The sequence below is a fragment of the Ruegeria sp. D1(2025) genome (assembly GCF_056536425.1).
In genome coordinates, this window is record NZ_JBQFPO010000001.1 from 972,419 (window position 1) to 995,267 (window position 22,849).

At 56.2% G+C, this 22,849-nt stretch carries 21 protein-coding genes; 7 read left to right on the plus strand and 14 right to left on the minus strand.

Annotation, left to right across the window (positions count from 1 at the left end; all coding sequences use genetic code 11):
* Nucleotides 1-4 precede the first annotated feature (4 nt).
* Both ACR1XU_RS04905 and ACR1XU_RS04910 read right to left on the minus strand, forming a co-directional pair.
* Nucleotides 5-2,812: a DEAD/DEAH box helicase gene (locus tag ACR1XU_RS04905; RefSeq protein WP_170806166.1), complete on the minus strand. Its 2,808-nt coding sequence runs from the start codon at nucleotides 2,810-2,812 to the stop codon at nucleotides 5-7.
* A 21-nt stretch (nucleotides 2,813-2,833) separates the two neighbouring features.
* The gene (locus ACR1XU_RS04910; protein WP_480440189.1) at nucleotides 2,834-3,403 is read right to left on the minus strand and encodes a tetratricopeptide repeat protein; all 570 of its coding nucleotides are present in this window, start codon (nucleotides 3,401-3,403) and stop codon (nucleotides 2,834-2,836) included.
* 69 nt (nucleotides 3,404-3,472) lie between these two features.
* On the opposite strand from ACR1XU_RS04910, the gene ACR1XU_RS04915 reads away from it, so the two are divergent.
* From ACR1XU_RS04915 to ACR1XU_RS04930, 4 genes are all read left to right on the plus strand, one after another.
* Entirely contained in the window at nucleotides 3,473-3,763 is a 291-nt protein-coding gene (locus ACR1XU_RS04915) for an SCP2 sterol-binding domain-containing protein (RefSeq protein ID WP_170616121.1), read from the plus strand.
* Nucleotides 3,763-4,740 carry an alpha/beta hydrolase gene (locus ACR1XU_RS04920; RefSeq protein WP_480907761.1) on the plus strand — a complete coding sequence of 326 codons (978 nt, stop codon included), beginning with the start codon at nucleotides 3,763-3,765 and terminating at the stop codon, nucleotides 4,738-4,740. Before ACR1XU_RS04915 ends, ACR1XU_RS04920 begins: the two co-directional genes overlap by 1 nt.
* Nucleotides 4,741-4,822: 82 nt before the next feature.
* Complete coding sequence (locus ACR1XU_RS04925; protein ID WP_480907763.1) at nucleotides 4,823-6,643, plus strand: M3 family oligoendopeptidase; 1,821 nt, start codon at nucleotides 4,823-4,825, stop codon at nucleotides 6,641-6,643.
* On the plus strand, nucleotides 6,640-6,876 hold the full coding sequence (locus ACR1XU_RS04930) for a hypothetical protein (RefSeq protein ID WP_321253511.1): 237 nt from the start codon (nucleotides 6,640-6,642) through the stop codon (nucleotides 6,874-6,876). The genes ACR1XU_RS04925 and ACR1XU_RS04930 overlap by 4 nt, the downstream gene beginning before the upstream one ends.
* 6 nt (nucleotides 6,877-6,882) lie before the next feature.
* Here the strand turns inward: ACR1XU_RS04930 and ACR1XU_RS04935 are convergent, their stop codons facing one another.
* The 5 genes from ACR1XU_RS04935 to ACR1XU_RS04955 form a co-directional block, all read right to left on the minus strand.
* Nucleotides 6,883-7,779, minus strand: a complete 897-nt coding sequence (locus ACR1XU_RS04935; RefSeq protein ID WP_480907765.1) for a DMT family transporter — start codon at nucleotides 7,777-7,779, stop codon at nucleotides 6,883-6,885.
* A gap of 19 nt (nucleotides 7,780-7,798) precedes the next feature.
* A complete protein-coding gene (locus ACR1XU_RS04940; protein WP_480907767.1) occupies nucleotides 7,799-8,068 on the minus strand; it encodes a DksA/TraR family C4-type zinc finger protein in 270 nt (89 codons plus the stop codon).
* A gap of 66 nt (nucleotides 8,069-8,134) precedes the next feature.
* Nucleotides 8,135-9,109: a Gfo/Idh/MocA family protein gene (locus tag ACR1XU_RS04945; protein WP_480907768.1), complete on the minus strand. Its 975-nt coding sequence runs from the start codon at nucleotides 9,107-9,109 to the stop codon at nucleotides 8,135-8,137.
* A 209-nt stretch (nucleotides 9,110-9,318) separates the two neighbouring features.
* Nucleotides 9,319-10,221 (minus strand): RNA polymerase sigma factor RpoH, encoded by a 903-nt coding sequence (gene rpoH / locus ACR1XU_RS04950; RefSeq protein WP_170616109.1) that lies wholly within the window; start codon nucleotides 10,219-10,221, stop codon nucleotides 9,319-9,321.
* Nucleotides 10,222-10,364: 143 nt separating this feature from the next.
* A complete protein-coding gene (locus tag ACR1XU_RS04955; RefSeq protein WP_480907770.1) occupies nucleotides 10,365-11,402 on the minus strand; it encodes an RluA family pseudouridine synthase in 1,038 nt (345 codons plus the stop codon).
* Here ACR1XU_RS04955 and ACR1XU_RS04960 point away from each other — a divergent pair.
* Nucleotides 11,401-11,703: a DUF6476 family protein gene (locus ACR1XU_RS04960; RefSeq protein WP_170616105.1), complete on the plus strand. Its 303-nt coding sequence runs from the start codon at nucleotides 11,401-11,403 to the stop codon at nucleotides 11,701-11,703. The genes ACR1XU_RS04955 and ACR1XU_RS04960 overlap by 2 nt on opposite strands.
* Nucleotides 11,704-11,709: 6 nt before the next feature.
* Here the strand turns inward: ACR1XU_RS04960 and ACR1XU_RS04965 are convergent, their stop codons facing one another.
* The 7 genes from ACR1XU_RS04965 to ACR1XU_RS04995 all read right to left on the minus strand — a co-directional run bounded on the left by ACR1XU_RS04965 (nucleotide 11,710) and on the right by ACR1XU_RS04995 (nucleotide 21,048).
* Nucleotides 11,710-12,690, minus strand: coding sequence for a hypothetical protein (locus ACR1XU_RS04965; protein ID WP_480907772.1), 981 nt, complete (start codon nucleotides 12,688-12,690; stop codon nucleotides 11,710-11,712).
* A gap of 34 nt (nucleotides 12,691-12,724) precedes the next feature.
* On the minus strand, nucleotides 12,725-13,720 hold the full coding sequence (locus tag ACR1XU_RS04970; RefSeq protein ID WP_480907774.1) for a glycosyltransferase family 2 protein: 996 nt from the start codon (nucleotides 13,718-13,720) through the stop codon (nucleotides 12,725-12,727).
* A 128-nt stretch (nucleotides 13,721-13,848) separates the two neighbouring features.
* Nucleotides 13,849-15,864 carry a hypothetical protein gene (locus ACR1XU_RS04975; RefSeq protein WP_480907776.1) on the minus strand — a complete coding sequence of 672 codons (2,016 nt, stop codon included), beginning with the start codon at nucleotides 15,862-15,864 and terminating at the stop codon, nucleotides 13,849-13,851.
* Nucleotides 15,861-16,811: a hypothetical protein gene (locus ACR1XU_RS04980; protein WP_480915587.1), complete on the minus strand. Its 951-nt coding sequence runs from the start codon at nucleotides 16,809-16,811 to the stop codon at nucleotides 15,861-15,863. Before ACR1XU_RS04980 ends, ACR1XU_RS04975 begins: the two co-directional genes overlap by 4 nt.
* Nucleotides 16,808-17,791: a glycosyltransferase family 2 protein gene (locus tag ACR1XU_RS04985; RefSeq protein WP_480907778.1), complete on the minus strand. Its 984-nt coding sequence runs from the start codon at nucleotides 17,789-17,791 to the stop codon at nucleotides 16,808-16,810. Before ACR1XU_RS04985 ends, ACR1XU_RS04980 begins: the two co-directional genes overlap by 4 nt.
* 254 nt (nucleotides 17,792-18,045) lie before the next feature.
* A complete protein-coding gene (locus tag ACR1XU_RS04990; protein ID WP_480907780.1) occupies nucleotides 18,046-19,224 on the minus strand; it encodes an acyltransferase family protein in 1,179 nt (392 codons plus the stop codon).
* Between the two features lie 993 nt (nucleotides 19,225-20,217).
* The gene (locus tag ACR1XU_RS04995; RefSeq protein WP_480907782.1) at nucleotides 20,218-21,048 is read right to left on the minus strand and encodes a helix-turn-helix transcriptional regulator; all 831 of its coding nucleotides are present in this window, start codon (nucleotides 21,046-21,048) and stop codon (nucleotides 20,218-20,220) included.
* 522 nt (nucleotides 21,049-21,570) lie between these two features.
* Between ACR1XU_RS04995 and ACR1XU_RS05000 the strand changes: the two genes are divergently transcribed.
* Together ACR1XU_RS05000 and cpaB are read left to right on the plus strand one after the other, a co-directional pair.
* Complete coding sequence (locus ACR1XU_RS05000) at nucleotides 21,571-21,747, plus strand: Flp family type IVb pilin (RefSeq protein WP_170616089.1); 177 nt, start codon at nucleotides 21,571-21,573, stop codon at nucleotides 21,745-21,747.
* Nucleotides 21,748-21,882: 135 nt separating this feature from the next.
* Nucleotides 21,883-22,842: a Flp pilus assembly protein CpaB gene (cpaB, locus tag ACR1XU_RS05005; protein WP_170616087.1), complete on the plus strand. Its 960-nt coding sequence runs from the start codon at nucleotides 21,883-21,885 to the stop codon at nucleotides 22,840-22,842.
* Nucleotides 22,843-22,849: the final 7 nt, after the last annotated feature.

The window sequence follows — 22,849 nt, forward strand, 5'->3', positions numbered from 1 at the left end:
CGGGTCAGTTGCCGTCCTTCAAACCCATCAGCGCAGCTGCAAACGGGTTGTCAGGATCGATCGCCTTTTCCTTTTTCGGAGGACGGGAGGAGAAAGTCTTGGAGCCTTGCGGCTTGCCGCCTTTCTTTCCGTGTGGTTTTCCACGGCCTTCCTGCGGTTTGCCACGCGGCTTGCCCTTGCCCTGCCCCTGCTCGCGGCGCGGGCCACGGTTCGGCTGCCGCTGACGACCCCAGGTGAACGTGTAGAATACTTCGACCTCCGGCTCATCCGAAGCCGGTGCCTCGGCTGCCGCCTCGGTGCTTGTCGCGGCCTCGGCAGGCGCCTCGGCGGGTGCTGCGACCTCTTCGGTTGCCTCTTGGGGTGCGGACACTTCTTCGGCGACAGGTTGCTCGGCTGCATCTGTCGAAGGCAGTTCTGTTTCGACAGCCGCCGGTTTGACCTTTTCACGTTCGCCACGCTCGGCCTTGTAGCCCAGCCCCTGCATCAGGTCAGCGAACTGTTCCAGCGTCATACCGGTAATCGAGAGCATGTCGGGTTTGGCTTCGAACCCGCCGCGGCTGTCTTCTGCACGCAGCATGTCGGCCAGACGCTCCAGCATGTCGATACGGATCGAACGCTCGCCGGCATCCCTGTATCCACACATCGTGTCGTACCCCTCGGGCGCGCCCTTGGCGACAGGCACGGTGACCAGACCCGGAGGGGGCGCTTCGGGAAACTCCTGCAATCCGCTGGACAGGGCCCACAACACCAGTCGCAGACGCGTCGGTGCGGGTTTCAGCAGAAGCGGCATGAAGATTGTGAACTGGCCAAACCGAATGCCGTGCTTGCGCAGCGCGCCACGGGCGTCCTGATCCAGATCCTTAACCTCTTGCGCGACGCCGGCACGGGGCAGCACACCCAAGGCTTCGACCATTCGGAAGGCAAACCCCTTGGCCAGGCCTGACAGTTCTTCGTCGCGCGACAGGTTCAGCAGCGGTTCAAACAGCGCCGCGACCTTGCGGTCGATGAAGTGCTGCAAACGACGCTGAACCTTCTGCTCCACATCCGGCCCCGCAGCCTCATCCACAAAAACCTCGACGACCGGCTTGAGAGGCTCCGCCCCGGCAACCAGTTTGCCAACGGCGTATTCGCCCCACATCAGGCCGCCCTGATCCGTGTAATCAATTTCAGTATCGGGCGCGTTGTAGAAGCGGTCGGCACGCAGATGGAATTGCGGCGCGAGAGCTTGCAGGGACGCCGATTTCAGAGCTTTCGCCTCGGTTCCTTGCGCGCTTTTGTCCGGGATAAACCGGAACCCTTCCAGACGACCGACGAATTCGCCTTCGACGGTCACTTCACCCTTGTCATTTACTTCGGCCAAAAGGGCCTCCTTCTGTTTGAGCCGGCGCAATAAAACGGATGTGCGCCGGTCCACAAATCTTTGAGTCAAACGTTCGTGAAGAGCGTCCGACAGCCTGTCTTCTACAGTGCGCGTTTCCTCGCGCCAATGGGATTCGTCACGTACCCAACCGTTTCGTTGCGCAACATATGTCCATGTGCGAATATATGCCAACCTTTTGGACAGCGCATCAATATCTCCGTCGGTTCGGTCGATCCGGCGGATTTGCCGCGCCAGAAAGTCATCCGGGATCGTTCCACGCTCGTGCAGGTGGTTGTAGATCACCTCAAGCAGACTTGCGTGCTCGGCATGACTGATGCCACGAAAGTCTGGAATTCGGCAGACATCCCACAGCAAACGGATCGACGGACCGTCGCTGGCGCGCGCCGAGACCTCGGTCACTTGCGAGAGAGATTTCAGCACGTTCAGATCATCCGCTGGCCGCGCCTTGATCAGGTGTTCGTCGTTTGGGCTGACCTCAAGCGAGTCGATCAGCGCCTCGATCGAGCCGAACCGCAAGGCGGCGTTCCGCCAGTTCAGCTTTTTCATTGGCGTGAAACGGCTGTCCATGATCGCCTGCGCCACACCATCATCTAAAGGCGGGGCCTCACCCGTTACGCCGAACGTGCCGTCGGACATGCCGCGCCCTGCCCGGCCTGCGATCTGGGCAAGTTCGTTGGGCGCCAGAGGTCGCATCCTACGACCGTCGAACTTGGTCAGGGACGAAAACGCCACATGATTCACATCCAGGTTCAAACCCATTCCGATGGCATCAGTGGCGACCAGATAGTCAACCTCGCCATTCTGGTATAGCTCAACCTGTGCGTTGCGCGTACGCGGGCTGAGCGCCCCCATAACTACCGCTGCACCACCCTTTTGACGGCGCAGAAGTTCGGCGATCGCATAGACGCTATCGACCGAGAACCCGACGATGGCACTGCGCGGTGTCATGCGGCTGATCTTTTTCGAGCCGGAGTAGACAAGCTGCGACAGCCGCTCGCGGCGGGTGAACTGTGCTTCGGGCACCAGCGCCGCGATCGGACCGCGCATCGTATCTGACCCTAGAAACAGCGTTTCACTGGTCCCGCGTGCGCGCAGCAGGCGGTCCGTGAACACATGGCCACGCTCGGGATCGGCGCAGAGCTGGATCTCATCAATGGCCACAAAATCCGCGCCCATGCCTTCGGGCATCGCCTCGACCGTGCAGACCCAATATTGCGCACGCGGTGGCACGATCCGTTCCTCGCCCGTGACTAGGGCCACGACGGAGGGTCCACGGACGGCTACGATCTTGTCATAGACCTCGCGCGCCAGCAGACGCAGCGGAAGACCGATCACACCAGTCCTGTGTCCCAGCATCCGCTCGATCGCGTAATGGGTTTTACCTGTGTTTGTCGGGCCAAGAACGGCCACGATTCGGGATGACCCGTTCACCTTTGCCCCCTGCCCCGGACCTTACAGCGCCTTGCCTTCGATCTGAGGCTTTAGACGATTCACGGCATTGGTTACTTCTTCGTGATGGGGATGTATAGACAAAGCGCGGGAATAGGCCTCGTACGCTTTTTCCGGCTGATCCAGCATCTCGAAGATCAGACCCAAGCCATAGATGGCCTCGTATTGGTTTGGGTTCAAGGATAGGGCATGTTCCAGATCAGCCGCCGCCATGCCAAAGCGTTCGATACCGAAAAACGCCGATGCCCGGGCGTGCCAGCCTTCGGCAAACTGCGGTGCATGGTCGGTTAAAGCCGTCAGATGTTCAATCGCCGCCTTGACGTCTCCGTCCTCAAGCGCCTCGCGCCCGCGTTCCAGCAACAGATCGGCCGAGGCCGAGCCGGATTGCGACCAGAGCGACTGCAACTGACGGTCAATGCTGATCGCCTGCCGGGGCGTGGACTGTGCCAGTTGCTCCAACAGCACGGATTCGTCCTTGGAGTCGGCTTGCTGGGCCGCACCAATGGTGGAAAACACCATCAGTGTTGCAAGTGCCGCGACGATACCTTTGAGATTGTGGTTTGCAATGCTCATAACATTGTTCAGTGTAGCGTTGCGACCGGGGATGTCCATTCTCGGCGCATAAACAAAATGAGGAAGATCATGAGCGAGATTCTTGAAAAGGCCGCAGCCGCGCTGAATGAAAAACTGGCGGGCGGGGCTTTTGATGCTTCGGCCAAATTCGCCATCGCAGATCTGGGTTCGATCGTTCTGGATGCAGACGGCGCGCGTGTCAGCGACGAAGACGCCGACGTGACCCTGAGCGCGGATGCTGATACATTCGAGCAGATCCTCAGCGGTGACCTGAACCCGACCGGCGCGTTCATGTCCGGCAAGCTGAGCGTGGACGGAGACATGGGGATTGCCATGAAACTTGCCTCGGTGCTGGCCTGATGGACTTCTCGCCGGCCCCTTTGTTTGAAGCTGTGGCCGGCGCTCCTGCCGGTGGCAAGGCCCATTGGCTGGAAACTTCGGATGCCAAACGCATCCGTGTCGCGCATTGGGTGCCTGAAGACAGTGCAAATGGCACTGTGCTGATGTTTCCGGGACGCACGGAATATATAGAAAAATACGGAAACGCGGCCGGAGAGTTCACAAAACGGCACTTTGCCTTCCTGGCGATAGACTGGCGCGGTCAGGGACTGGCGGATCGCCTTCTGGAAGACCCCCGGATCGGACATGTCGCGAAATTTCCGGATTACCAGAAGGACGTCCGCGCCGTTCTGCAAATGGTAACAGACCTGAAACTGCCAAAGCCCTGGTACGTGATCGGCCATTCAATGGGCGGTGCCATAGCGTTGCGGGCGATTATCGAGCAGAACTGCTTTGCGGCCTGTGCCTTCACCGGGCCAATGTGGGGCATTTACTTTTCCACAATCATGCGGCCGATCAGCTGGATGACGGCCTATTGGGGGCCGAAATTCGGACTGGGCGAGAAAACACCTCCGACCACGACATTGGACAGCTATGTCACCATTCAACCCTTCGAAGACAATATGCTGACCCGCGATCTGGATATGTACCGGATGATGCAGGATCAACTGGCTGCGCATCCGGAAATGGCGCTTGGGGCGCCGTCGACAATCTGGCTGCGCGAGTCGCTGACGGAATGTGATTGGCTGATGAAACAGCCTGCGCCGGATGTACCATGCCTGACGTATCTGGGCGGAAACGAACGGATCGTGGATCGTGATGCCATCAGGGCCCGAATGGCCAACTGGCCCAAAGGCAAGCTGATTGAAGTTCCCGAGGGCGAACATGAGGTCATGATGGAATCACCCGAAGTTCGGGGACCGGTCTTTGATCAACTTGCCGCGCATTTCAGGGCGAGCCAGCCAAACGCCGCACATAATGCGGCTTTGCAAAGTTAATGGCCGATCCGTCACTCTGGCCGCTTGTGATCCCTGCCGCCCGCGCCTAGATGTTTCCGAAAGCAGAACATCGAGGTGATCCATGCGCGACCTTCCCTTTCCCGTCCGTGACGCAAACGCTGTCGGCGGGGGCGACAATCTTGGCAACTTGCCGGAATGGGATCTGAGTGATCTGTACAAAGCGGAAGACGCCCCCGAGATTGGCCGTGATCTTGACTGGTTGGAGGAAGAGTGCGCTTCCTTTGCCTCGGACTACGAAGGCAAACTGGCTGATCTGGATGCGGGTGAGCTGCTGCAATGCGTGCATCGTAACGAAAAGATCAATGCAATTGCCGGCCGCATCATGTCCTTTGCCGGTCTGCGCTACTATCAGCTGACCACGGATGCCGAGCGGGCCAAGTTCCTGTCGGACATGCAGGAAAAGATAACAATCTTTACGACACCGCTGGTATTCTTCACGCTGGAAATCAACCGCATCGATGACACCGTGCTGCGTGCCCATTTTGATGAAAACCCGGATCTGGCGCGTTACGAGCCGGTTTTCCGCCGAATTCGCGCGATGAAGCCCTATCAGCTGTCCGACGAGCTGGAAAGATTCCTGCACGATCTGGGCGTTGTCGGAGACGCATGGGAGCGCTTGTTTGACGAGACGATTGCCGGCCTCACATTCACCGTGGATGGCGAAGAGCTGAATATCGAAGGCACCCTGAACCTGCTGACCGAACAGGACCGCAACAAACGCGAGGCTGCGGCACGGGAACTGGCTTCGGTGTTTCAGGAGAATGTCAAAACCTTCGCCCGGGTTCACAACACGCAGGCCAAGGAAAAGGAAATCGTCGACCGCTGGCGCAAAATGCCCACCGCGCAAACCGGGCGCCACCTGTCGAACGATGTCGAGCCCGAGGTTGTCGATGCCCTTCGCGAAGCGGTGGTCGCCGCCTATCCCAAGCTGAGCCACCGCTACTACGAACTGAAACGCAAGTGGCTGGGTCTGGACGTGATGCAGGTTTGGGACCGCAACGCACCCCTGCCGATGGAAGACACGCGCACCGTGAACTGGGCCGATGCCGAGAAAACGGTGATGGACGCTTACAACGCGTTTGACCCGCGCATGGGTGAGATTGCAGCACCGTTCTTCTCAAAAGGCTGGATCGATGCCGCCGTGAAACCGGGCAAAGCCCCCGGCGCCTTTGCCCACCCAACAGTCACCGACGTGCATCCTTACGTGATGCTCAACTATCTGGGCAAACCGCGCGACGTGATGACACTGGCGCATGAACTGGGCCATGGCGTACATCAGGTGCTGGCCGCAGGTCAGGGCGAAATGCTTTCGTCAACACCTCTGACCCTGGCCGAGACCGCTTCGGTGTTCGGCGAGATGCTGACCTTCCGCAAGATGCTGGATCAGGCCGAAACGCCAGAACAGCGCAAGGTGCTGCTGGCCGGTAAGGTCGAGGACATGATCAACACCGTCGTCCGCCAGATCGCCTTCTACGACTTCGAATGCAAACTGCACGCCGCCCGCCGCGAGGGCGAACTGACACCGGACGACATCAACGCCCTTTGGATGAGCGTTCAGGCCGAAAGCCTTGGGCCCGCGTTCGAATTCATGGATGGGTACGAGACCTTCTGGGCCTATATCCCACACTTCGTCCACTCACCGTTCTACGTCTATGCCTATGCGTTCGGCGACGGTTTGGTGAATGCTCTTTATTCCGTTTACGCCAGCGGCTCGGAAGGGTTCGAGGACAAGTATTTCGAGATGCTGCGTGCCGGCGGATCAAAACATCACAAGGAACTGCTTGCCCCGTTTGGCCTCGATGCCAGCGATCCCAAGTTCTGGGACAAGGGCCTGTCCATGATCTCTGGTTTCATTGACGAACTTGAGGCGATGGAGGGGTGAGCACCCAATCCACAGGGCGTTGGGCCGCTTTGAAGGCGCGCCTGCGCCCTGCAATGAACCGAATTCGCCGAACCGTGCCACGTGGCTGGCGAATCATCGTGGGCATCTTGCTGATACTCGGCGGTGTTCTTGGGTTTCTTCCCATTCTGGGCTTCTGGATGATCCCGTTGGGAATCATGGTGGCGGCAATGGACATCAATCTGTATCGGCGATGGCGTCGCAAATCTCGCTAGGTTTCCTTAGTCTTTCTCATTTGATTTGGTCGTGAGGAATATGGCCAGGACGATCAGCGCAGCGCCTATTGCAGCCAGCGGTGTGATGGCCGCCCCCAGAAACAGTGCTGAGTTGATGAAGGTGAACACCACAGAAGCGGCGAACATCAAAGTGGCGGTGAGGGTCGAAACCCGCGCTGCCGCTTCGTACCAAAGGTAGTAAGCCAACGCCGTTGGCAACACACCAAGAAGTACCAGAAAAACAACATCGTTTATTGTCGGCATCTGAATTCCGAACAGGGAAAGCGGCAACAGAATAACGCCTGAACAGATGAATATCCCAAACAGGAAATTCAAACGTTCGGGCGTGGATTCAGAGGCTCTCATAGCCCGGCTGCTGGAAATCAGGAACACGGCCCAGCTTAGGCCAGCACCGATTTCCATCACATCGCCAAGCAGAGGCTCTCCGCCACCTTCGAAATCCTGGTAGACCGTCAGAAACACGCCAAAGATCGCCAATACCGTCGCGAGAACTTCGGTCCGGCCAACTGGTGTGTCCGCGAAAAAGTAGAGAAACACCAGAACGAAGAAGGGCGCTGTGTTTTCCAGCACCATCGCGTTGGCCGCACCGGTATGTTCCAATCCGATGTGGAACAGAATGTAGTTCACCACCGTCGACAATACAGCCAGACGGAAATTCCAATCCCCAAACCGGATCGAAACTGACGCCCCCATCGCACGCAACATGCAGTAGATTGCGAACGCGGCGATGAACAATCGCGTCGTGGCGATCTGCATTCCACCCAGATCACTGGTCAGATAGCGAACGATAACGCTGTGTGTGCCCCACAAGAACGCAGCCAAAAAGCCAAGGACCAGACCGTTTTGCAGGAGGGATACGTGCTTGGCAGAGTTGTCTTGCAAGGGGCCGCTCCGCTGGGGCTTACTTAAGCTGACTGTCCTTCGACCCGCGCCGATTGATGCCGCTGCGGGCTTTGAACGCCCCGTCACGTTCCTGCTGACAGTCCAGGCACAGTTTCACCCCCGGGATCGCATTGCGCCGTTTCTCGGGAATTGGCTCTTCGCATTCAGCACAATGGGTCAGACTTTCACCAAAAGGGCGTTTTTGCGCCTGCATCCGTGCCAGCTCATCGGAAATTGACGCCTCAATCTGTTCACTTACCGCGCCATCGCGCGCCCAACCGCCTGCCATAGGGCACCTCCTGAATAGGTACCCAACAGGCTAACCGAGGCTCGCCATGGTAGGCAAGTGGTCGGATCAGAGCGGTACGGCCAGACTGAAAACCTGATCGATCATTTCTTGCGTTCCCCGCGAGAACTCAAGCGGGCATGGGTAGTCAGCCCCTTCCCGAACAGACCGGCAGAACGCTTCGACCTGGAGTTTGTAGTGATCATCCGCCGGGAAACGCGTGACCTGCACTTCCAGCCCCGGGCGATGCAATTCGACACGGGCCTCGCCAAAGACCCGGGCGTTGAATGGCGCTGTCAGCCGGATCACGCCGCCTTCGCCATGAAACACCATCTCCTGATGCGGGTGCATGCGGATCGAAACATAGCTGGAATAAGTAAAGTCAGGGAATTGCGCCCGGATTTCCGTAAACGTGTCGATACCGTCCTGCCAGCGAATTGCCGATTGTACCGAGACAGGCTCTTGCCCGGTCGCAAAACGTGCGCCGCCGATAACGTAGACGCCAATGTCCCGTAATCCGCCACCCCCCGTTTCCGCGCGATTACGGATGTTCGTCGTGTCCTCCCGGTTGTCAAAGCTGAAGGCCCCGGTCACATGTGCCAGCTTTCCGATCGCCCCGTCGGCAATCAGCCTTTTCGTGAACTGCCACTGAGGGTGGTGCACGATCATATAAGCTTCGGCTGCTAACAAACCGGTCTGATTCCGTTTTCCGATCAGGGCGTCGAATTCTTCGCCCTTCATGGTCATCGGCTTTTCGCACAGCACATGTTTTCCGGCATCAAGGGCTTTCAGGCTCCATTCGACATGCAGGTGATTGGGCAGCGGGATGTATACCGCGTCAATCTCAGGATCCGAGAGAAGCGCATCGTAGCTGTCATAGACCGCCAGATCCGGGCAGAACTGCTGAAACGGCTCAGCTTTGGCAGGGTCTGAGGTTGCCAGCCCCGACAGTCTTGCCCCGTCTGCGGCATGAATGGCAGGTGCCATAAACTGTCGTGCGAATTTGGCGGCACCCAGAATGCCCCATTGAACCGGCTTTTGCATCGTGAACTCCGAATACTGTCCTGCTGAAATGTTGCAGCCTCGTCGCAAGGCTGGGTTCAGCCTGTGTCGGTGTACCTTTAGCAGTGAATCACACCCAAGTCAGGCAAATCCAGCCATTTTCTAAGCTGCAGAATTCGAAACCGGGGCCTGCAGCGCGGGCACGAAAAAACCGGCCGGAAAATTCCGGCCGGTCCGCTAAGGCTGTCCGGTCAGCTGTAGCTGTTTCCAAGCATGCCCTTTTCACGGGCCAGCTCGCGCATCTTTTTCTGCAGCTTCTCAAACGCCCGGACTTCGATCTGGCGAATGCGTTCGCGGCTGACATTGTACTGTGTGCTTAACTCTTCCAGAGTCACGGCCTGATCCATCAAGCGTCGCTGGGTCAAGATGTCCTTCTCACGATCATTCAGCACGTCCAGCGCAGCGCTCAGCAACTCGCGGCGCGCTTCCAACTCGTCGCGGGCTTCGTAGTCACCGGCCTGGTCGGCATCTTCATCCTCAAGCCAGTCCTGCCACTGCATGGTACCTTCGCCTTCGGACCCCACGGTCGCATTCAGCGAGGCATCCCCACCGGACATGCGGCGGTTCATGCTGATGACTTCCTCCTCGGTCACCCCCAGATCGTTGGCGATCTGCGCAACATTTTCAGGACGCAGGTCGCCTTCTTCCAGCGCACCAATGCGGGCCTTCGCCTTGCGCAGGTTGAAAAACAGCTTTTTCTGCGCCGAGGTGGTGCCCAGTTTCACCAGCGACCAGGACCGCAGGATATATTCCTGGATCGAGGCGCGGATCCACCACATCGCATAGGTCGCCAGACGGAATCCTTTTTCCGGATCAAAACGTTTCACGGCCTGCATAAGGCCCACATTCGCCTCGGAAATCACCTCGGCCTGCGGTAGGCCATAGCCGCGATAGCCCATGGCGATCTTGGCCGCCAGACGCAGATGCGATGTCACCATCTTATGCGCCGACTCGGTATCCTGTTCTTCCACCCAGCGCTTGGCCAGCATGTATTCTTCTTCCGGCTCAAGCAGGGGAAACTTGCGAATTTCCTGCATATAGCGGTTCAGGCCGCCCTCGGGCGTCGGCGCGGGGAGATTTGCGTAATTTGCCATGTTTCATGTCCCTCCGACAAATGTTTAAGTATTTAACATAGGATATGGGTAAGGAACCCTGCCCATTCAAGAGGTGCTGCTAACAGTTTGAGATTAAACTTTGATAAAGGAAAGATAAGAAACTCTTACTCACAGGGGTTTGCTTATTGTGTCATCGGCGCGCGCAGCCTTTCTATCAGGCTTTCCATATCATTCGGCAAGGCGGCTTCGAACCGCAGGTTTTCGCCACTGACCGGGTGTTCAAACCCCAAAACCGCGGCATGCAGCGCCTGACGCGGGAAGGCGCGGACAGCTTCGGCCGTCGCCGGATCAAACGCGCGAGTGGCCAGTTTGCGCTTACCGCCATAGACCGGATCGCCGACCAGCCCGTGGCCCGCATGTGCCATATGCACGCGAATCTGATGTGTACGACCGGTTTCCAACCAGCACTCGACCATGGACAGAGACGCGGGCGCGCCAAATGTTTCGACGACCCGGGCGCGCGTGACAGCGTGGCGGCCACCGTGAAAGTACACGGCCTGCTTTTGCCGGTCCGTCTTGTGCCGGGCCAGTTGCGTGGTCAGGCGCATGACATTGCCCGGTTCGAAACTGACACCTTTGACGCCGCGCAGGCGTGGATCGTTGGCGTCCGGCACTCCGTAACAGATCGCGCGATAATAGCGCTCGACACTGTGCGCTTCGAACTGCGCCGCCAGACCGTGATGCGCCGCATCCGATTTGGCGACGACCAGCAACCCGCTGGTTTCCTTATCGATGCGATGCACAATGCCCGGACGCCTGACACCGCCGACGCCGGACAGATCCGTGCCGCAATGAAACAGAAGCGCGTTCACCAACGTGCCGCTGGGCGAACCCGGTGCCGGGTGAACGACCATGCCCGCGGGTTTGTTGATCACGACCAGATCAGCGTCCTCGTAGATGATGTCCAGCGGGATGTCTTCGGGGCCGATATGACTGTCTTCGGCTTGGGCAACGGTTACAACGACCTGCGCGCCTTCCGTGACTTTTGCCTTGGGATCGGCCACCACGACACCATCGACCTGCACCGCCCCCTCGTCGATTAGACGCCCCAGACGTGTACGGGACAGGTTTTCTTCCGCTGGCACATCCCGCGCAAGCGCCTTATCAAGACGTGGCGGCGGAGCGGCCGCGATCTGAAACTCAATCTGCCGGGTGCCCATGACTGTCCCTTCCGAACCCCAAGAACCGCAGGAAACGCCCCAGCTTAAGCTGCTGCGGCGCATGGTCATGTTGTTGACCGTGGTGATGATTGGCGGGGTTCTAGTGACATTCGCGCTGATTGTCATCCGGCTATCGGACCGCACCCCCACCCTGCCCGACCAGATCGAACTGCCGGACGGCGCCAAAGCGCAGGCCGTGACCATCGGAAACAACTGGTACGCGGTTGTAACGGATGACAACCGGATATTGATATTCGACAAGACAACCGGGCGGCAGAGGCAGGAAATCGTTGTCGAATAGGCGCGATCACTCTTCAAGCGCCATTCGGAAAACAATCTCTGACGCCAACCGCAGTGCTTCATATTCTTCGGACGAGTCGCGGCGGAACTGTAAATCGGCGTCACTCAGTTGCACGGGCGGGAACAACTGATCGCGATCCGGGAAAAATTCCTGCTGAAAATCAGTGTCCTGCGCGGCCAGATGTTCGTCCAGCCACAAACGCTCTTTCGGTTCCAGCACGTCATTTCGCCGGATCATTACCGGATCGTCGACAACGAGCCGCCGCAGTTGTCGGGTTCGCTGGCGTCCGATGGACCGGGCCAGAATCCCGAAAGCCTCGCTTGCCGCGCGGGACTGTGAAGGATTGGACGGCAGATTTGCCGTGCTACCCTTGGGAAGCGTGACACCAATGCGTGACATGAAATCGTCCACGACATTCCCGTTGGCCATTACAGACCGATCATACAAGAAAGGCGCGACCGTCACGCCGGGAAACGCGCTTCGGATTCGGGTCAGCATGGCGCTGTAACTCAGCCGCTCGGGGTTTTCGGCGATCTCGTCCAGACGAGCGCGGATGTATTGCGTTCCGCCAGCGGGCAAGCGACCATTCTTTGCCCGCTGCTTATAGTCCGCCTCCCAAAAGTCGGAATATCGCCGACAGTAGAAGGTAATGCGCATCTGCCGAGCCGGAATATCGGAAAAAATCTGCGCCAGCCGGTCCAGATCTACCGAATAAAGCATCTCGGACGAGACCAGGCAGGTTTTATCCTTGTGCGCCTCGTATTCCAGAGCCATGGCTTCGCGGAACGCATCTGTCGGCTGCTGCGTCTGGTTAATGTGGAATGCGATGATATTGTGGCTGATCGTCAGCCGGCTGTTTTCGTGGCGCCGGCGACCGGTTTCCATGTATCGCAGCCCGGCCTTTTCCAGCATTCCGCCGTTCGTGCGAACAAAACCCTGCAAGGCGGTTGTGCCGGTCTTGGGCATCCCGATATGAAGCCAAAGCATCAGGCGCCTCCGCAAACCTGAAAAAGAACCGTCATCACACCTTCCCGGCTACGGCACCGTCAGTCATCTGCTGCATCAGATCCTGCATCTCGGGGACTTCCCGCAGCTGCGCGATTTGCTGACGGTGAAGATCACAGGTCAGGTGATGCAGTCGGGCGGTTTCAGGGTCAGAAAGCATGTCGTAATAGAATTCGCGTTTGCGGTCAGCGACGACGTCGATCGCGCTGTCCGCCTCGGCATTCTGGTTCATCATGTTCCAGTATTCCATCCCCAGGCTTTCGCCCAGATGATGAGCGCGACCGCGCATCTTCTTGACCAGATAGCTTTCGCAGGACTTCAGCGCGTAATGGTTGACCTGAACGAACTCGTACCCGACGGAATCGCGGGCGGAGCGCCAGCTTCTTTCGTAATACCGATCGGGCATCAACTGACCCGATCCGTTGTACCAGTGGCATTCCGCCATGGTTTCGACTGTCGGGCGCTTGGGCCGGTGAACCCCCAACCCGTCCCAGAGTTCGCGCTGAAACATGGTCTTGAATCCCCACGCCTGAAACGGCCGGATGGTCATTTCACGCGCGGCCTGTCTGAATTGATCCGACAGGAACCGATCCTCGTAACGCACAACACCCGCATTTCCGAACAACCGCCATGTCATCGAAATCGTGCGGGCGTCCGGAATTGCCTCGGTCAGGGCGCGCAGGGTGTGATCTCCGGTCTTGACCACGATCTGTTCATCCGCGTCGATCACGACAACCCAGTCTTGCGGGCGGGCAACTTCCATTTTCAGAAACGTGTTATAGGCCCGTTTCTGCGGGCTGGTCTTCCGGCGTGAATTGTTGTCGACATGGGTCAGAATTCCACGCTCGTCCAACCTTTGCAGCAAAGCGTCCGTCCCGTCGGTACAGTCATTGGTCATAACCACCTGATGATCGACACCAATGGCCCGGTTATGCGCCACCCATTCCAGAACAAACGGCCCTTCGTTCTTCATCGGGGTCACGCTGACAAAGCGTGGGTCCTGTTCCTTCATGACTGACTGCCCTTTGTTGGTTTTATTGTCCCGGTTTCGGCGGATACATCACCTGTTAGTCCTACACGAGTTTTCACATATTTGAACCTGCCTTCAAGCCGCCCAAACGCTGTTGCCTTCCCTCCCGGTCAGGTTTCTGTTCGTTTCAGTTGATTGGCGAACCGCTTGTATGGCGGGCAGAGGTCCCTTGCCTTGCGTAGATATCCGGCGGCTTTTTTCTTGTCCCCCCGCCTCAGCAACAACTGACCGGCCGCCCCCTGAATCGCCGCTGTATTGTCATCCAGATCTGCCGCCTCGAGGATCTGGTTTTGCCCCTGCTCGGACGCGCCGATCCGTTCCAGCAAGCCGCCCATGGCAAACACCAGAAATGGATTTCCCGGATCATTTCCAACAGCCTCAGCCATCTTGAGCCGCGCCTGAGAATAATCACCATCCGCCTCGTACAGCTCGGCCAAACGTTTGAGATACAGCGTGTTTTCAGGGCGAAGGCTTGATACGTTCCGGGAAACATCTATTGCTTTTTCCAACGGTAGATCATCCAGCCGAAACCGAAGGATTGTAGAAAAGCTCTGGTACTCCGGGCTATCCAGCGGCACCTGCATCTTCTCCGACAGGTTTTGCATGTTGCCCAGCCAATCCTGCAACATAACCAACCTGTCCCTGCTCGAGTTCAGCCGGCGCGCCTTTTGGTCGAGTGCGAGATCGCTCCAGTCCAGCAAGATCACATCAAAGTTGCAGGGAAGGCGTGATAATACCCGACGCTGAGCGACATGGGCATTGAAGTTGAACCAGGATCGGCGGACCGCTTTTTGAATGGTCCAGTCCACAGGCGGCATCGCCCGATAAGAAACCTGATCCCGAAACACCAGTCGCGAACCAAATATGATGACGTCGGGCCTCAACGGTTTTGCCCAGAAGGCCCGAGTGAAAGCCTGTGCTGCAAGCCACCGCTTTTTCTGACTGCCCAGAATTGCGGCCTGCAATGCGCAGGCAACGGCGTGATCCTCGGGCCAGATATGGGGATTTGCCAAGGCTTGTTCTGTCAGCCTCAGAGCCTCTTTCCAGCGGCGCAGGTAAAAGTAGTTCAGCGCATTCAACAACGGCAAGAACGCGTTGTCCGCCCCGGCTTCAAGCAAGGACTCCGCAAACTGGCGTGACTCTTCTGCCCGGTCTTCAGCCTGGAGCGAGAACAAGTGGAACGTCGCCTTGGCATAGATATGTGCAGCCTCTGACGCGTTGATAAATCCGTCCGCACCCTTGCGCAGCCGATCCACTGTCTTTTCGTTGGCCTCACTTATTTCCTGCGGGGACAAAACATCGCGAAACATCTTGTTCTCTTGCCCGGAAAGCCTGGCCGCCGCCATCGAAAATGCCGATACGGGGGGGGCAATTACCTGATCCGCCCGGGACAGTGCATAAAGCTCCAGAAAATCGCGCTTGGCCCGGGTCATCTCTGACAGATCTGCAATGTCCGACATCCGCATCAGTTGCGGATAGCGCTTCTGAAACCGGGTGATCAGCTCCGGCTGATCCGAAAACATGATCGTCGGATTGTCGGCGAACTTGTCCAAATGCGCTTCGTAAAGTTCTTCGGTCTCAATCTTCGCAGGCCAGGTTGAGTGTTTCCACGGCAACCCATTCAGAATGTCGCCCCGGCGGATATGGTAGGCTGACACCCCCTTCCCCGACAACGCCTGGTCCGCACGGTCCATGATGGCGCGGATTTCGTCGGTGAAGCCGATCCGGTGAATGAACTCTCGATAGCGGGGGCGGATCGTTTCAATGTCTTCCCAGGGGAACGTCAGAATCTGGAACCCCTCCTCGACCAGAACCGCACGCCCGGCATCCAGATGCTTGATCAGCCGGTCCGGTGTCTTATCGTTCTGAAATTTCCAGATCGGTTGGGCATTTTGTGACAGCGCCTCGAACGCGTCGGTATCCAGGAAATGGTCCGCCATCCACGCTTGGGAAAACAGTTCTTGTGGATGTTCCAACTCGGGTGCATCCGCGCCTTGCGGGAACCAGTTCACCCGATAATCAGTATCGAAATCCTCGGCCAGGCGGATACATGTCAACAACATCAACAGGCGCGCGCCCATCCTGTCCTTGCGTTGACCGATGAAGACCCCCCTGCCTGGGGTCATGAGGTTGCCTGGGCAGTGTCGGCAGCCGCTTGTCTGCGAAGGGCACGAAACCTCTGACGTGCTGCGTGTGCCAGTTTCGGATGCCGGTCACGGCTCATCTCTTCCAGTCTGTTCATGTAGACCGGCAATCGCTTGCGCGCCCGGATCATCCGAAAAAAATCTGCGGCCTCAAGCGAGCCGTCCATCGCACCCAGCATAACCGGCTTGAGCAAATCGAGCTTTCGCAGCATCGGGGCCGCGAAATGGTTTGAACACCAGGTCTTCAGCGGGATGACATTTCCCCCCTGCAAGCGCGCCGCCTGCTGCCGGTCAAGATCGAAAAACGGATCAAAAGCCACATAAACCCGTTTGGCGGTTTTGATGGTTTCGGCAGTATCGCTGAGCGGCAGATCCCAGTCCTGAACCCGACCGAACCGGTATCGGGTTTCCCATGGCACCAGCCGTTCGTCTAACGTTGTCTGCGGGTTGAAGGCAATCACCGTTGACCCCGGCACCAAAGCGGAAAACGCCAGCGCGCCGTAGCCCCCCATGGATGCACCGGCAAAAACCACCTGATCGAACTGGGCAAAAAAACCTTCGCGGGCCTTTCCTTCCAGATACGAAATGATTTCCGTGTCGCGATACCAGGCCTTGGTCCGGGCAAACACCCCAAGATGAGACCACCCTTCGTCCCTGAAAAACTTCCAGCCCCATGGTTCGCGCGCAAAAGACAGGTCGTTGGCGTTGGCAATGTTGTCAAAGCTTACAATTAGGCGAGAGGCCGAACGTTGATGAAACAGAAACGCGTGGCGTTCAAGTTTCTGCAGAAAGCCCCTGCCTTCTCCGCCCGGATACAGTTCCACAAACCATGGCGGTGCGGGGTCGGTCAGGATGCGTTCGTACCCTGTCTTGCGGTCAGGGTGCTCGGGTTTCAGTTGCTCTTTGGACAGGTCGGTCATGATGCTCAAACAAGATTGTCCGCAAGCCAGGACCGGAAGTCCACCCAGTCCTTGCGCATTTTGATTTCCTGAACTTTCGCCGTGTGCCAATTGCAAGCCTGTTCGTGCAGGCGGGCCAATTCCTCATCCGCCTTCAACTCGGCCAGCAAGGGCGCGGCGCGGCGGGCCGCCGGCAGGATGGACTGGTCCATCTCTTTGTTGGCATTCATATCCATCCAGTAGGATTGCCCCTGATCCACCTTGATGTGATTGGTTCTCCCGCGGTCACGCTTGATCAGAAACCCGTCCATCGACCGGACCGAGTAGTGGTGAATCCGACCAAAGCTGTGATCGAAGTTTCGCCAGGCTCGCCAGCCGACCTTTGCCGCAGGGAACAGATTGCCGCTGGCATCCGACCAGGCAACGTCGCCCTCTTTTCCTTCTTCGATGCCTTTTGGTCTGTGTGGACCGAACCGGGTGAATTTTCCGTTATTGCGAAACAGCGTCTTCAAGCCGAAAGCTCGGCTGGAGTGATACGGGAATTCCACATCCGCCATCACAAACGCCTCGGTCACGGGCCGGTCTTCAAAGCTGATGTTTCCGGCGCTGCCAAACAGCTTCCACGCGAACGAGATTGCATCCACTGGCTGCCCCGCGCGATGTTCCACCTGGGAAATCAGAGAGCCAAAGCTGTTATCGCCGCAACGGATGTTCCAGAACTCATCGACATCCAGGCACAATAACCAGTCAGACTCCTTGACTTTGGGCTGGCGCCGCGCCCGCCGCAACATCTGGTGCTGAGGGTTTCCCCCTTCTTTCACCTCGTTCGACACATGTGTCGCAAGCCCCAGATCCTGCAACCTGCGGGCCATTTCGTCAGTACCGTCCTCACAATCGTTGGTGAATATCACGAAGTGGTCGATGCCCAGACTCCGATGAAAAGCCACCCATTCAAGCATATAGGGGCCTTCGTTTTTCATCGTCGTAAAGATGGTAATGGTCTGTGACATTCAAGCCGTTCCCAATCTGAATTGCCCACTGTCTTACACAAGCACGCAGAACGGGGCGAGACGGGAATCGAGCAAACCGGCAATCCCGAACAAACTGATGCACCTTCGCACTCGCCTTTGAAAGGGATTGGGTGCCAAAAGAATCCCAAGCAGCCACCAGATCCATAAGATCTGCACTCAGCCGAAAACAGCACCAAACGTTCATCAAATCGACAAGGTGAAAGCCTTCAGATTGTTGCTCGGTGTACTTTGCGCTAACGCACGCCTTGAACCGAAGTCTCAATGCCGCGTGGGGATTGGTGTGTCTGACCCGGCACCAGCAAAGCCGCCACGTTGCGCCCGAATTCGCGGGTTCGCGCTTCAACGGTGTTAAAACTGAATTCAATGATCAATCCAAACGGAGCAACGCAAAGCATGACCAGAACCGCGATAGGAACGGAAAAACTGCTTTCAACGCCGGGATAAAGTTCAACCCACATCACTTTGACCAGCGAGAATATCAAGATGTGCCACAAGTAAATTGTATAGGATCGGGACCCCATATAGTTCACTGCCCGGACTGGCCATCCGGCGAATTGCAAAGCTCGCTCATTAATTATTGCCGTGAACACGCACAGCGCGCACCCGATGCTTGTGAGCGTGCTGGCAAATGGTCCGGGTCCGAATACAGCAGGGCTTCCCAAGGCCATTAGCAAACCAAGTCCCGTGGTCAAAACAGCCACGACCCTGTTGCGCGGGATTTGATAGCGTGCCTTTAGCACAGGGACTGTGAGATAGAGAAAGCATCCCCAGATCACGCCGTCCAGCCGAAACCACCATGCCAAATCGTAAACATCCGTCCGCTGCAAAAAGGAAAATATGGCCAGAAAAATCGCACACCCAAAAACCAGACGTTGCTTGCGCAGCACCACAACAACCAATATGGGCCAAAAAAAGTAGAACTGTTCCTCCAGCGACAAGCTCCAAAAATGCGCAAGCAGAGAGATTGGTTGCCCATTTTCAATCTGCACAAACCCCCAAAGGTTCAGCCATTGGGTCAAGGCGGCAAAAGCCGCGTATCCTGTATGCTCGATGCCGCCATACTGTGTGTAGAAGTCTGACCCGGACAAAAGAACAACCGAGGCGAATGTCACCAAAACGACGATTGCCGCCGCAGGAATTAGGCGGAAAAACCTTCTGATCCAAAATCGAAGCAACAACTCCTTGGCCGAGTATTTTCCGGTTTCCAGTTCTTTAAAAATGGAAAGTGAGATTACGTACCCGCTGATTACGAAAAACAGATCAACGCCAGCACCGAACTGCAGTCGAGAGGTATAGTCATAGGTAAGCTGCGTCCAAGGCATCAGAAAGGGCAGGTGCGCGATCAGGACCAAAAATATCGAAATCCCTCGAAGGGTCTCGATATCAATGTTCTTTTGACCGGAGTGCTCCATTTTCGCCTCAGTAAGTACTGCTTGGTTTGTAGGTTTCGCGATGCCCGTTGCCCATAACCGAGAGTTGCGGTCAACACCAGTCTTTCAGGCTTCCGGATACACATCATTTCGCGAGTGCGACGAAGTCTCTTTGATCGTCGCACCAGAACACAGAGAAGGTTCCTATTTGACCAGATTGCCTGTCAAATAAAGCCTAAACCGGGTATTTTTCAGATGGAGAAACTGTAGGGTGGCTACAGGTTGGTCCGCAACAGCGCAAATGAACGTTAGTTATTGTAACTTATCTATTTTTGTTGAAAAAGTGGTGCGATCGAGAGGCACCATGTTACCCCCGCTAAATGTTGCAAGTAACCCTTACCACTTTGCTGCGGTGTGTTTTGCGGATGCCGACCGTCTCGGATTGGGTCAACATGTAGCAACCAACCTCCCACAAGATGGGGGCCTGGATGGCATAGCAATCAGCAGCACATATCAAGAACACGAAGAACGGCACGATACTACAGAACGGTGACGGCCTATTGTGCTTGAAGGGCCAGAGCAATAGCAAGCGGGGACACGGGCAACCTCTCGACGGTAGCGGATCAAAATCGGGCTGGGTCCTTACCCCAAAGTCTCACTTGCGAAATCCCAAAAACAAAATGCAATGGGCCGGCGTCCTTGCCATGGGCAATAGATCGCACATCAGAGCGTGAATAGATGCGCGAAGAAGCCGAGGCCAACAGAATCGACGCAGCATTTGAAAACCGGGCCTGACGGTACTCTAGGCCAGACCGGAACGTCTGTACGACGACAGGGCAGCCTTACGCTATCGCTCCACGTCATCGACAATTAAGGAAAGCGCCGGGTCCCTCGTCACTCACATGACCCGATTTGAGTTCAGTTCACCATCACGTAAAAGAGTTTGTTTCTTCAGGCAAAAGTCTGAGCAATTCACACGCCGACCCCACTTTCGTCAGCCAAGACACTTCGAACACCAGTAACAAACTCGCCTTGTCAACAAGCAAAACCCTTGAGCTTTCTTCCAGCTTGGGCGTTCCGATTTAAAAGGTGCAATAGTTCGACCTGATTGGACGTTCCGGTTTTAGAGAATATTGAACTGAGGTGTGAACGAACAGTTGCGGGGCCAACCGAAAGAGTTTCCGAGATTAGCTTTACCGTCATTCCTTCCCTCATCATCGCACAAACCCGGAACTCGCATCTGCTGAGCGCCGCCGGGTTCTGAGGATCAAGGATCGGGACATAGTCGCCGCCGCTGTCTTCGGACAGACGATGGCTGCGGGGCTGCTCGGACTTTGCAGAAATCGCACCAGGCAAACGGTTCTTCCATCCAGACGAAAGAGTTGAAGTCAAAACAGCTAACAAATCCAGATCGGGTCCCAGAGGGCTGACACTGTAGTGCAATTCAATGTAGTCGATATGTGACGCGGTTGTCTCAAGCGGAACCACAATGACTTCGACCAACCCTTCAGGTTTATGATATTGATAGCGAGACATTGGTGCCGCACCGGATAGCATCATGTCCGTTAATTTCCAGATAGATCCCGGCTTTGCATTTGAGATGCAATCCCCGAAAACCAATTCCGCTTGGGTTTGAGGTTGCGACGGCCATATCTTCCCCTGTTGGATGCAACACCGTGCAATGTGCTTAACTTTCCAACCAGTTTTCGAAACCCTGACAATTAAAAGCGCATCGGCATTTAGCAGACGCATTAAAAAATTTGCTGCATTTAGAATAGAGCCATTGTTATTTACGGCCTGTGTCCACTCCATCACGAAGTTGAAACTGTCCTTCGCGTGGGTGCTCTTAACAAAACTGACACTCATACCCCACAACCCAACTAGATCAAAAAATCGTCGAACCAAACACGTTCGAACCTGGACGACAAATTTGTTCTACACGTAATCCATGAGCAACCGATTTCACCGCGCAGCTCGCACATCCGCGTTCAAACGGGCCACAAGCAAATTACTATAACTCATTCATATTTATAAATTTTTTTCAAATATCTGCATATTCTCAACTACCAAGCTCCCTCCAGAGAAAAATTTCCACACCCCAAAACTGGCTATCAAATTGATTACAATTGCAGCCTTGGCCGAGCCATTGTTGACAGCCGAGATGATTCTTTCGCGCTTTAACACCCTGTTAATGCTGGGTTAATTCTTTTAATCCTTTAAGTGATAGCAACATACAACTTACATCCTTTGCGTGTAATATATTTACCTTTGAGGGAAGGATGCTGTTTCCCACGCCCCTATTCTGATTCCAAGCTAAAGCATTTTTTGCCTGGCTTGCGCTGCATTACTGTGGAGCGTTGAAACTAACTTAACCTTTTGGGGGAAATAATGATCAAATTTGTGAAGAAGTTTGCCAAGAACGAAAGCGGTGCGGCAATTGTTGAGTACGGACTGGCCCTTTTGGTGGTCGCCTCGATTGCAGTCGGTGCATTTTCGTATCTGGGCACTACCACCAATACAAACGTGACTGGTGCCTGTGCTGCTTTGGGCAGTGCAACCTGCTGACCGAAACCAGGTCAGAACATCAAAGAATTCTGCGCCCTCACTCAAGTTTGGCGGCGCAGAATTTACCGCCAGGAATTTCGCAAAAACAGGAAAACCGAAGTTCCGTATTTGAGTGCGAGACTTTTGGAGAGAGATATGCGTATCAGACCAATCATTTCTACGCTGTTTGGAATTGCGATAGCTTCCGGTTCCGTTTACCTGGCGAAAGACCATATTCAGTTCAAGGCCAACACGGCAAGCGTATCGCCTGATGCAGATTTAGTCGAAATTTATGTGGCCAGATCGGAGATCGCATTTGGCCAAACGATCGAAGCTCACAACGTTACGATCCACCCCTGGCCGCGCGAAGCACTTCCGGCCGGAGTTTTCACGGAAATCGACGTTCTTGTTCCCGACAACCGCCGCCAATTGCGCCGCGCCAAAGGGCGGTTCTACCCCGGCGAAGTGATGCTTCTTTCAAAGGTTTCGAACTTTGGTGAAAAAGTCACGCTGGTTCAGAAACTTGGAGAAAACACGCGCGCCATGGCGATCGAGGTCGATGCCGTGACTGCGGTTGGCGGATTTGTCACGCCGGGCGATCATGTAGACATCGTCCTGACACAAGGCGCGAAGCAGGAACTTCGCGCGGTGACCATCTTACAGAACATCCGCGTGATTGGCGTGGATCAGCAGTCAGAGGAACTCAGCGATCAACCTGAGATCGCCCGGACGATAACCGTTGAGGTCACCCCACAGCAGGGACAACGTCTGGCGCTGGCTCAAAAGGCCGGAACACTGAGTCTGACGCTCAGAACACTGGACAATGTTGAAGATGAACCCATGGAAATGGTTCGCCTGCGCGATCTTCTGCAGGAAGAAGGCCCGGTGGAGAAAGTCGAAGCTCAACCAACTGTAACGGTACGTCGGGGAACCGAGACCGAGGTTGTAACCATCCAAAGGCAGCTCAACGAAGCGGAAGAGAGAACAGACGCCGAGCCTGTCACCGAACTGGAAACGCCCCCCCAGAAAGATGCTCAGCTTGCCCCGGCGGTCGCGACGCCGCAGGTCAAACCTCGCGCTCGAACGATAAAAATCAGCCAGGCACCCAGCCAGTAAGCCCTGC

Bases quoted from the DNA above. Each gene is read 5' to 3' on its own strand.
- ACR1XU_RS04945 (WP_480907768.1), bottom strand. From the start codon at position 9,109: ATGCAAAAGCCGGTTCAATGGGGCATTCTGGGTGCCGCCAAATTCGCA.
- ACR1XU_RS04955 (WP_480907770.1), bottom strand. From the start codon at position 11,402: ATGGGCACCCGGCAGATTGAGTTTCAGATCGCGGCCGCTCCGCCGCCA.
- rpoH (WP_170616109.1), bottom strand. From the start codon at position 10,221: ATGGCAAATTACGCAAATCTCCCCGCGCCGACGCCCGAGGGCGGCCTG.
- ACR1XU_RS04910 (WP_480440189.1), bottom strand. From the start codon at position 3,403: ATGAGCATTGCAAACCACAATCTCAAAGGTATCGTCGCGGCACTTGCA.
- ACR1XU_RS04985 (WP_480907778.1), bottom strand. From the start codon at position 17,791: ATGTCACAGACCATTACCATCTTTACGACGATGAAAAACGAAGGCCCC.
- ACR1XU_RS05000 (WP_170616089.1), top strand. From the start codon at position 21,571: ATGATCAAATTTGTGAAGAAGTTTGCCAAGAACGAAAGCGGTGCGGCA.
- ACR1XU_RS04970 (WP_480907774.1), bottom strand. From the start codon at position 13,720: ATGAAGGAACAGGACCCACGCTTTGTCAGCGTGACCCCGATGAAGAAC.
- ACR1XU_RS04995 (WP_480907782.1), bottom strand. From the start codon at position 21,048: ATGAGTGTCAGTTTTGTTAAGAGCACCCACGCGAAGGACAGTTTCAAC.
- ACR1XU_RS04925 (WP_480907763.1), top strand. From the start codon at position 4,823: ATGCGCGACCTTCCCTTTCCCGTCCGTGACGCAAACGCTGTCGGCGGG.
- ACR1XU_RS04965 (WP_480907772.1), bottom strand. From the start codon at position 12,690: ATGCTTTGGCTTCATATCGGGATGCCCAAGACCGGCACAACCGCCTTG.
- ACR1XU_RS04975 (WP_480907776.1), bottom strand. From the start codon at position 15,864: ATGACCCCAGGCAGGGGGGTCTTCATCGGTCAACGCAAGGACAGGATG.
- ACR1XU_RS04920 (WP_480907761.1), top strand. From the start codon at position 3,763: ATGGACTTCTCGCCGGCCCCTTTGTTTGAAGCTGTGGCCGGCGCTCCT.
- ACR1XU_RS04960 (WP_170616105.1), top strand. From the start codon at position 11,401: ATGACTGTCCCTTCCGAACCCCAAGAACCGCAGGAAACGCCCCAGCTT.
- ACR1XU_RS04990 (WP_480907780.1), bottom strand. From the start codon at position 19,224: ATGGAGCACTCCGGTCAAAAGAACATTGATATCGAGACCCTTCGAGGG.
- ACR1XU_RS04915 (WP_170616121.1), top strand. From the start codon at position 3,473: ATGAGCGAGATTCTTGAAAAGGCCGCAGCCGCGCTGAATGAAAAACTG.
- ACR1XU_RS04940 (WP_480907767.1), bottom strand. From the start codon at position 8,068: ATGGCAGGCGGTTGGGCGCGCGATGGCGCGGTAAGTGAACAGATTGAG.
- cpaB (WP_170616087.1), top strand. From the start codon at position 21,883: ATGCGTATCAGACCAATCATTTCTACGCTGTTTGGAATTGCGATAGCT.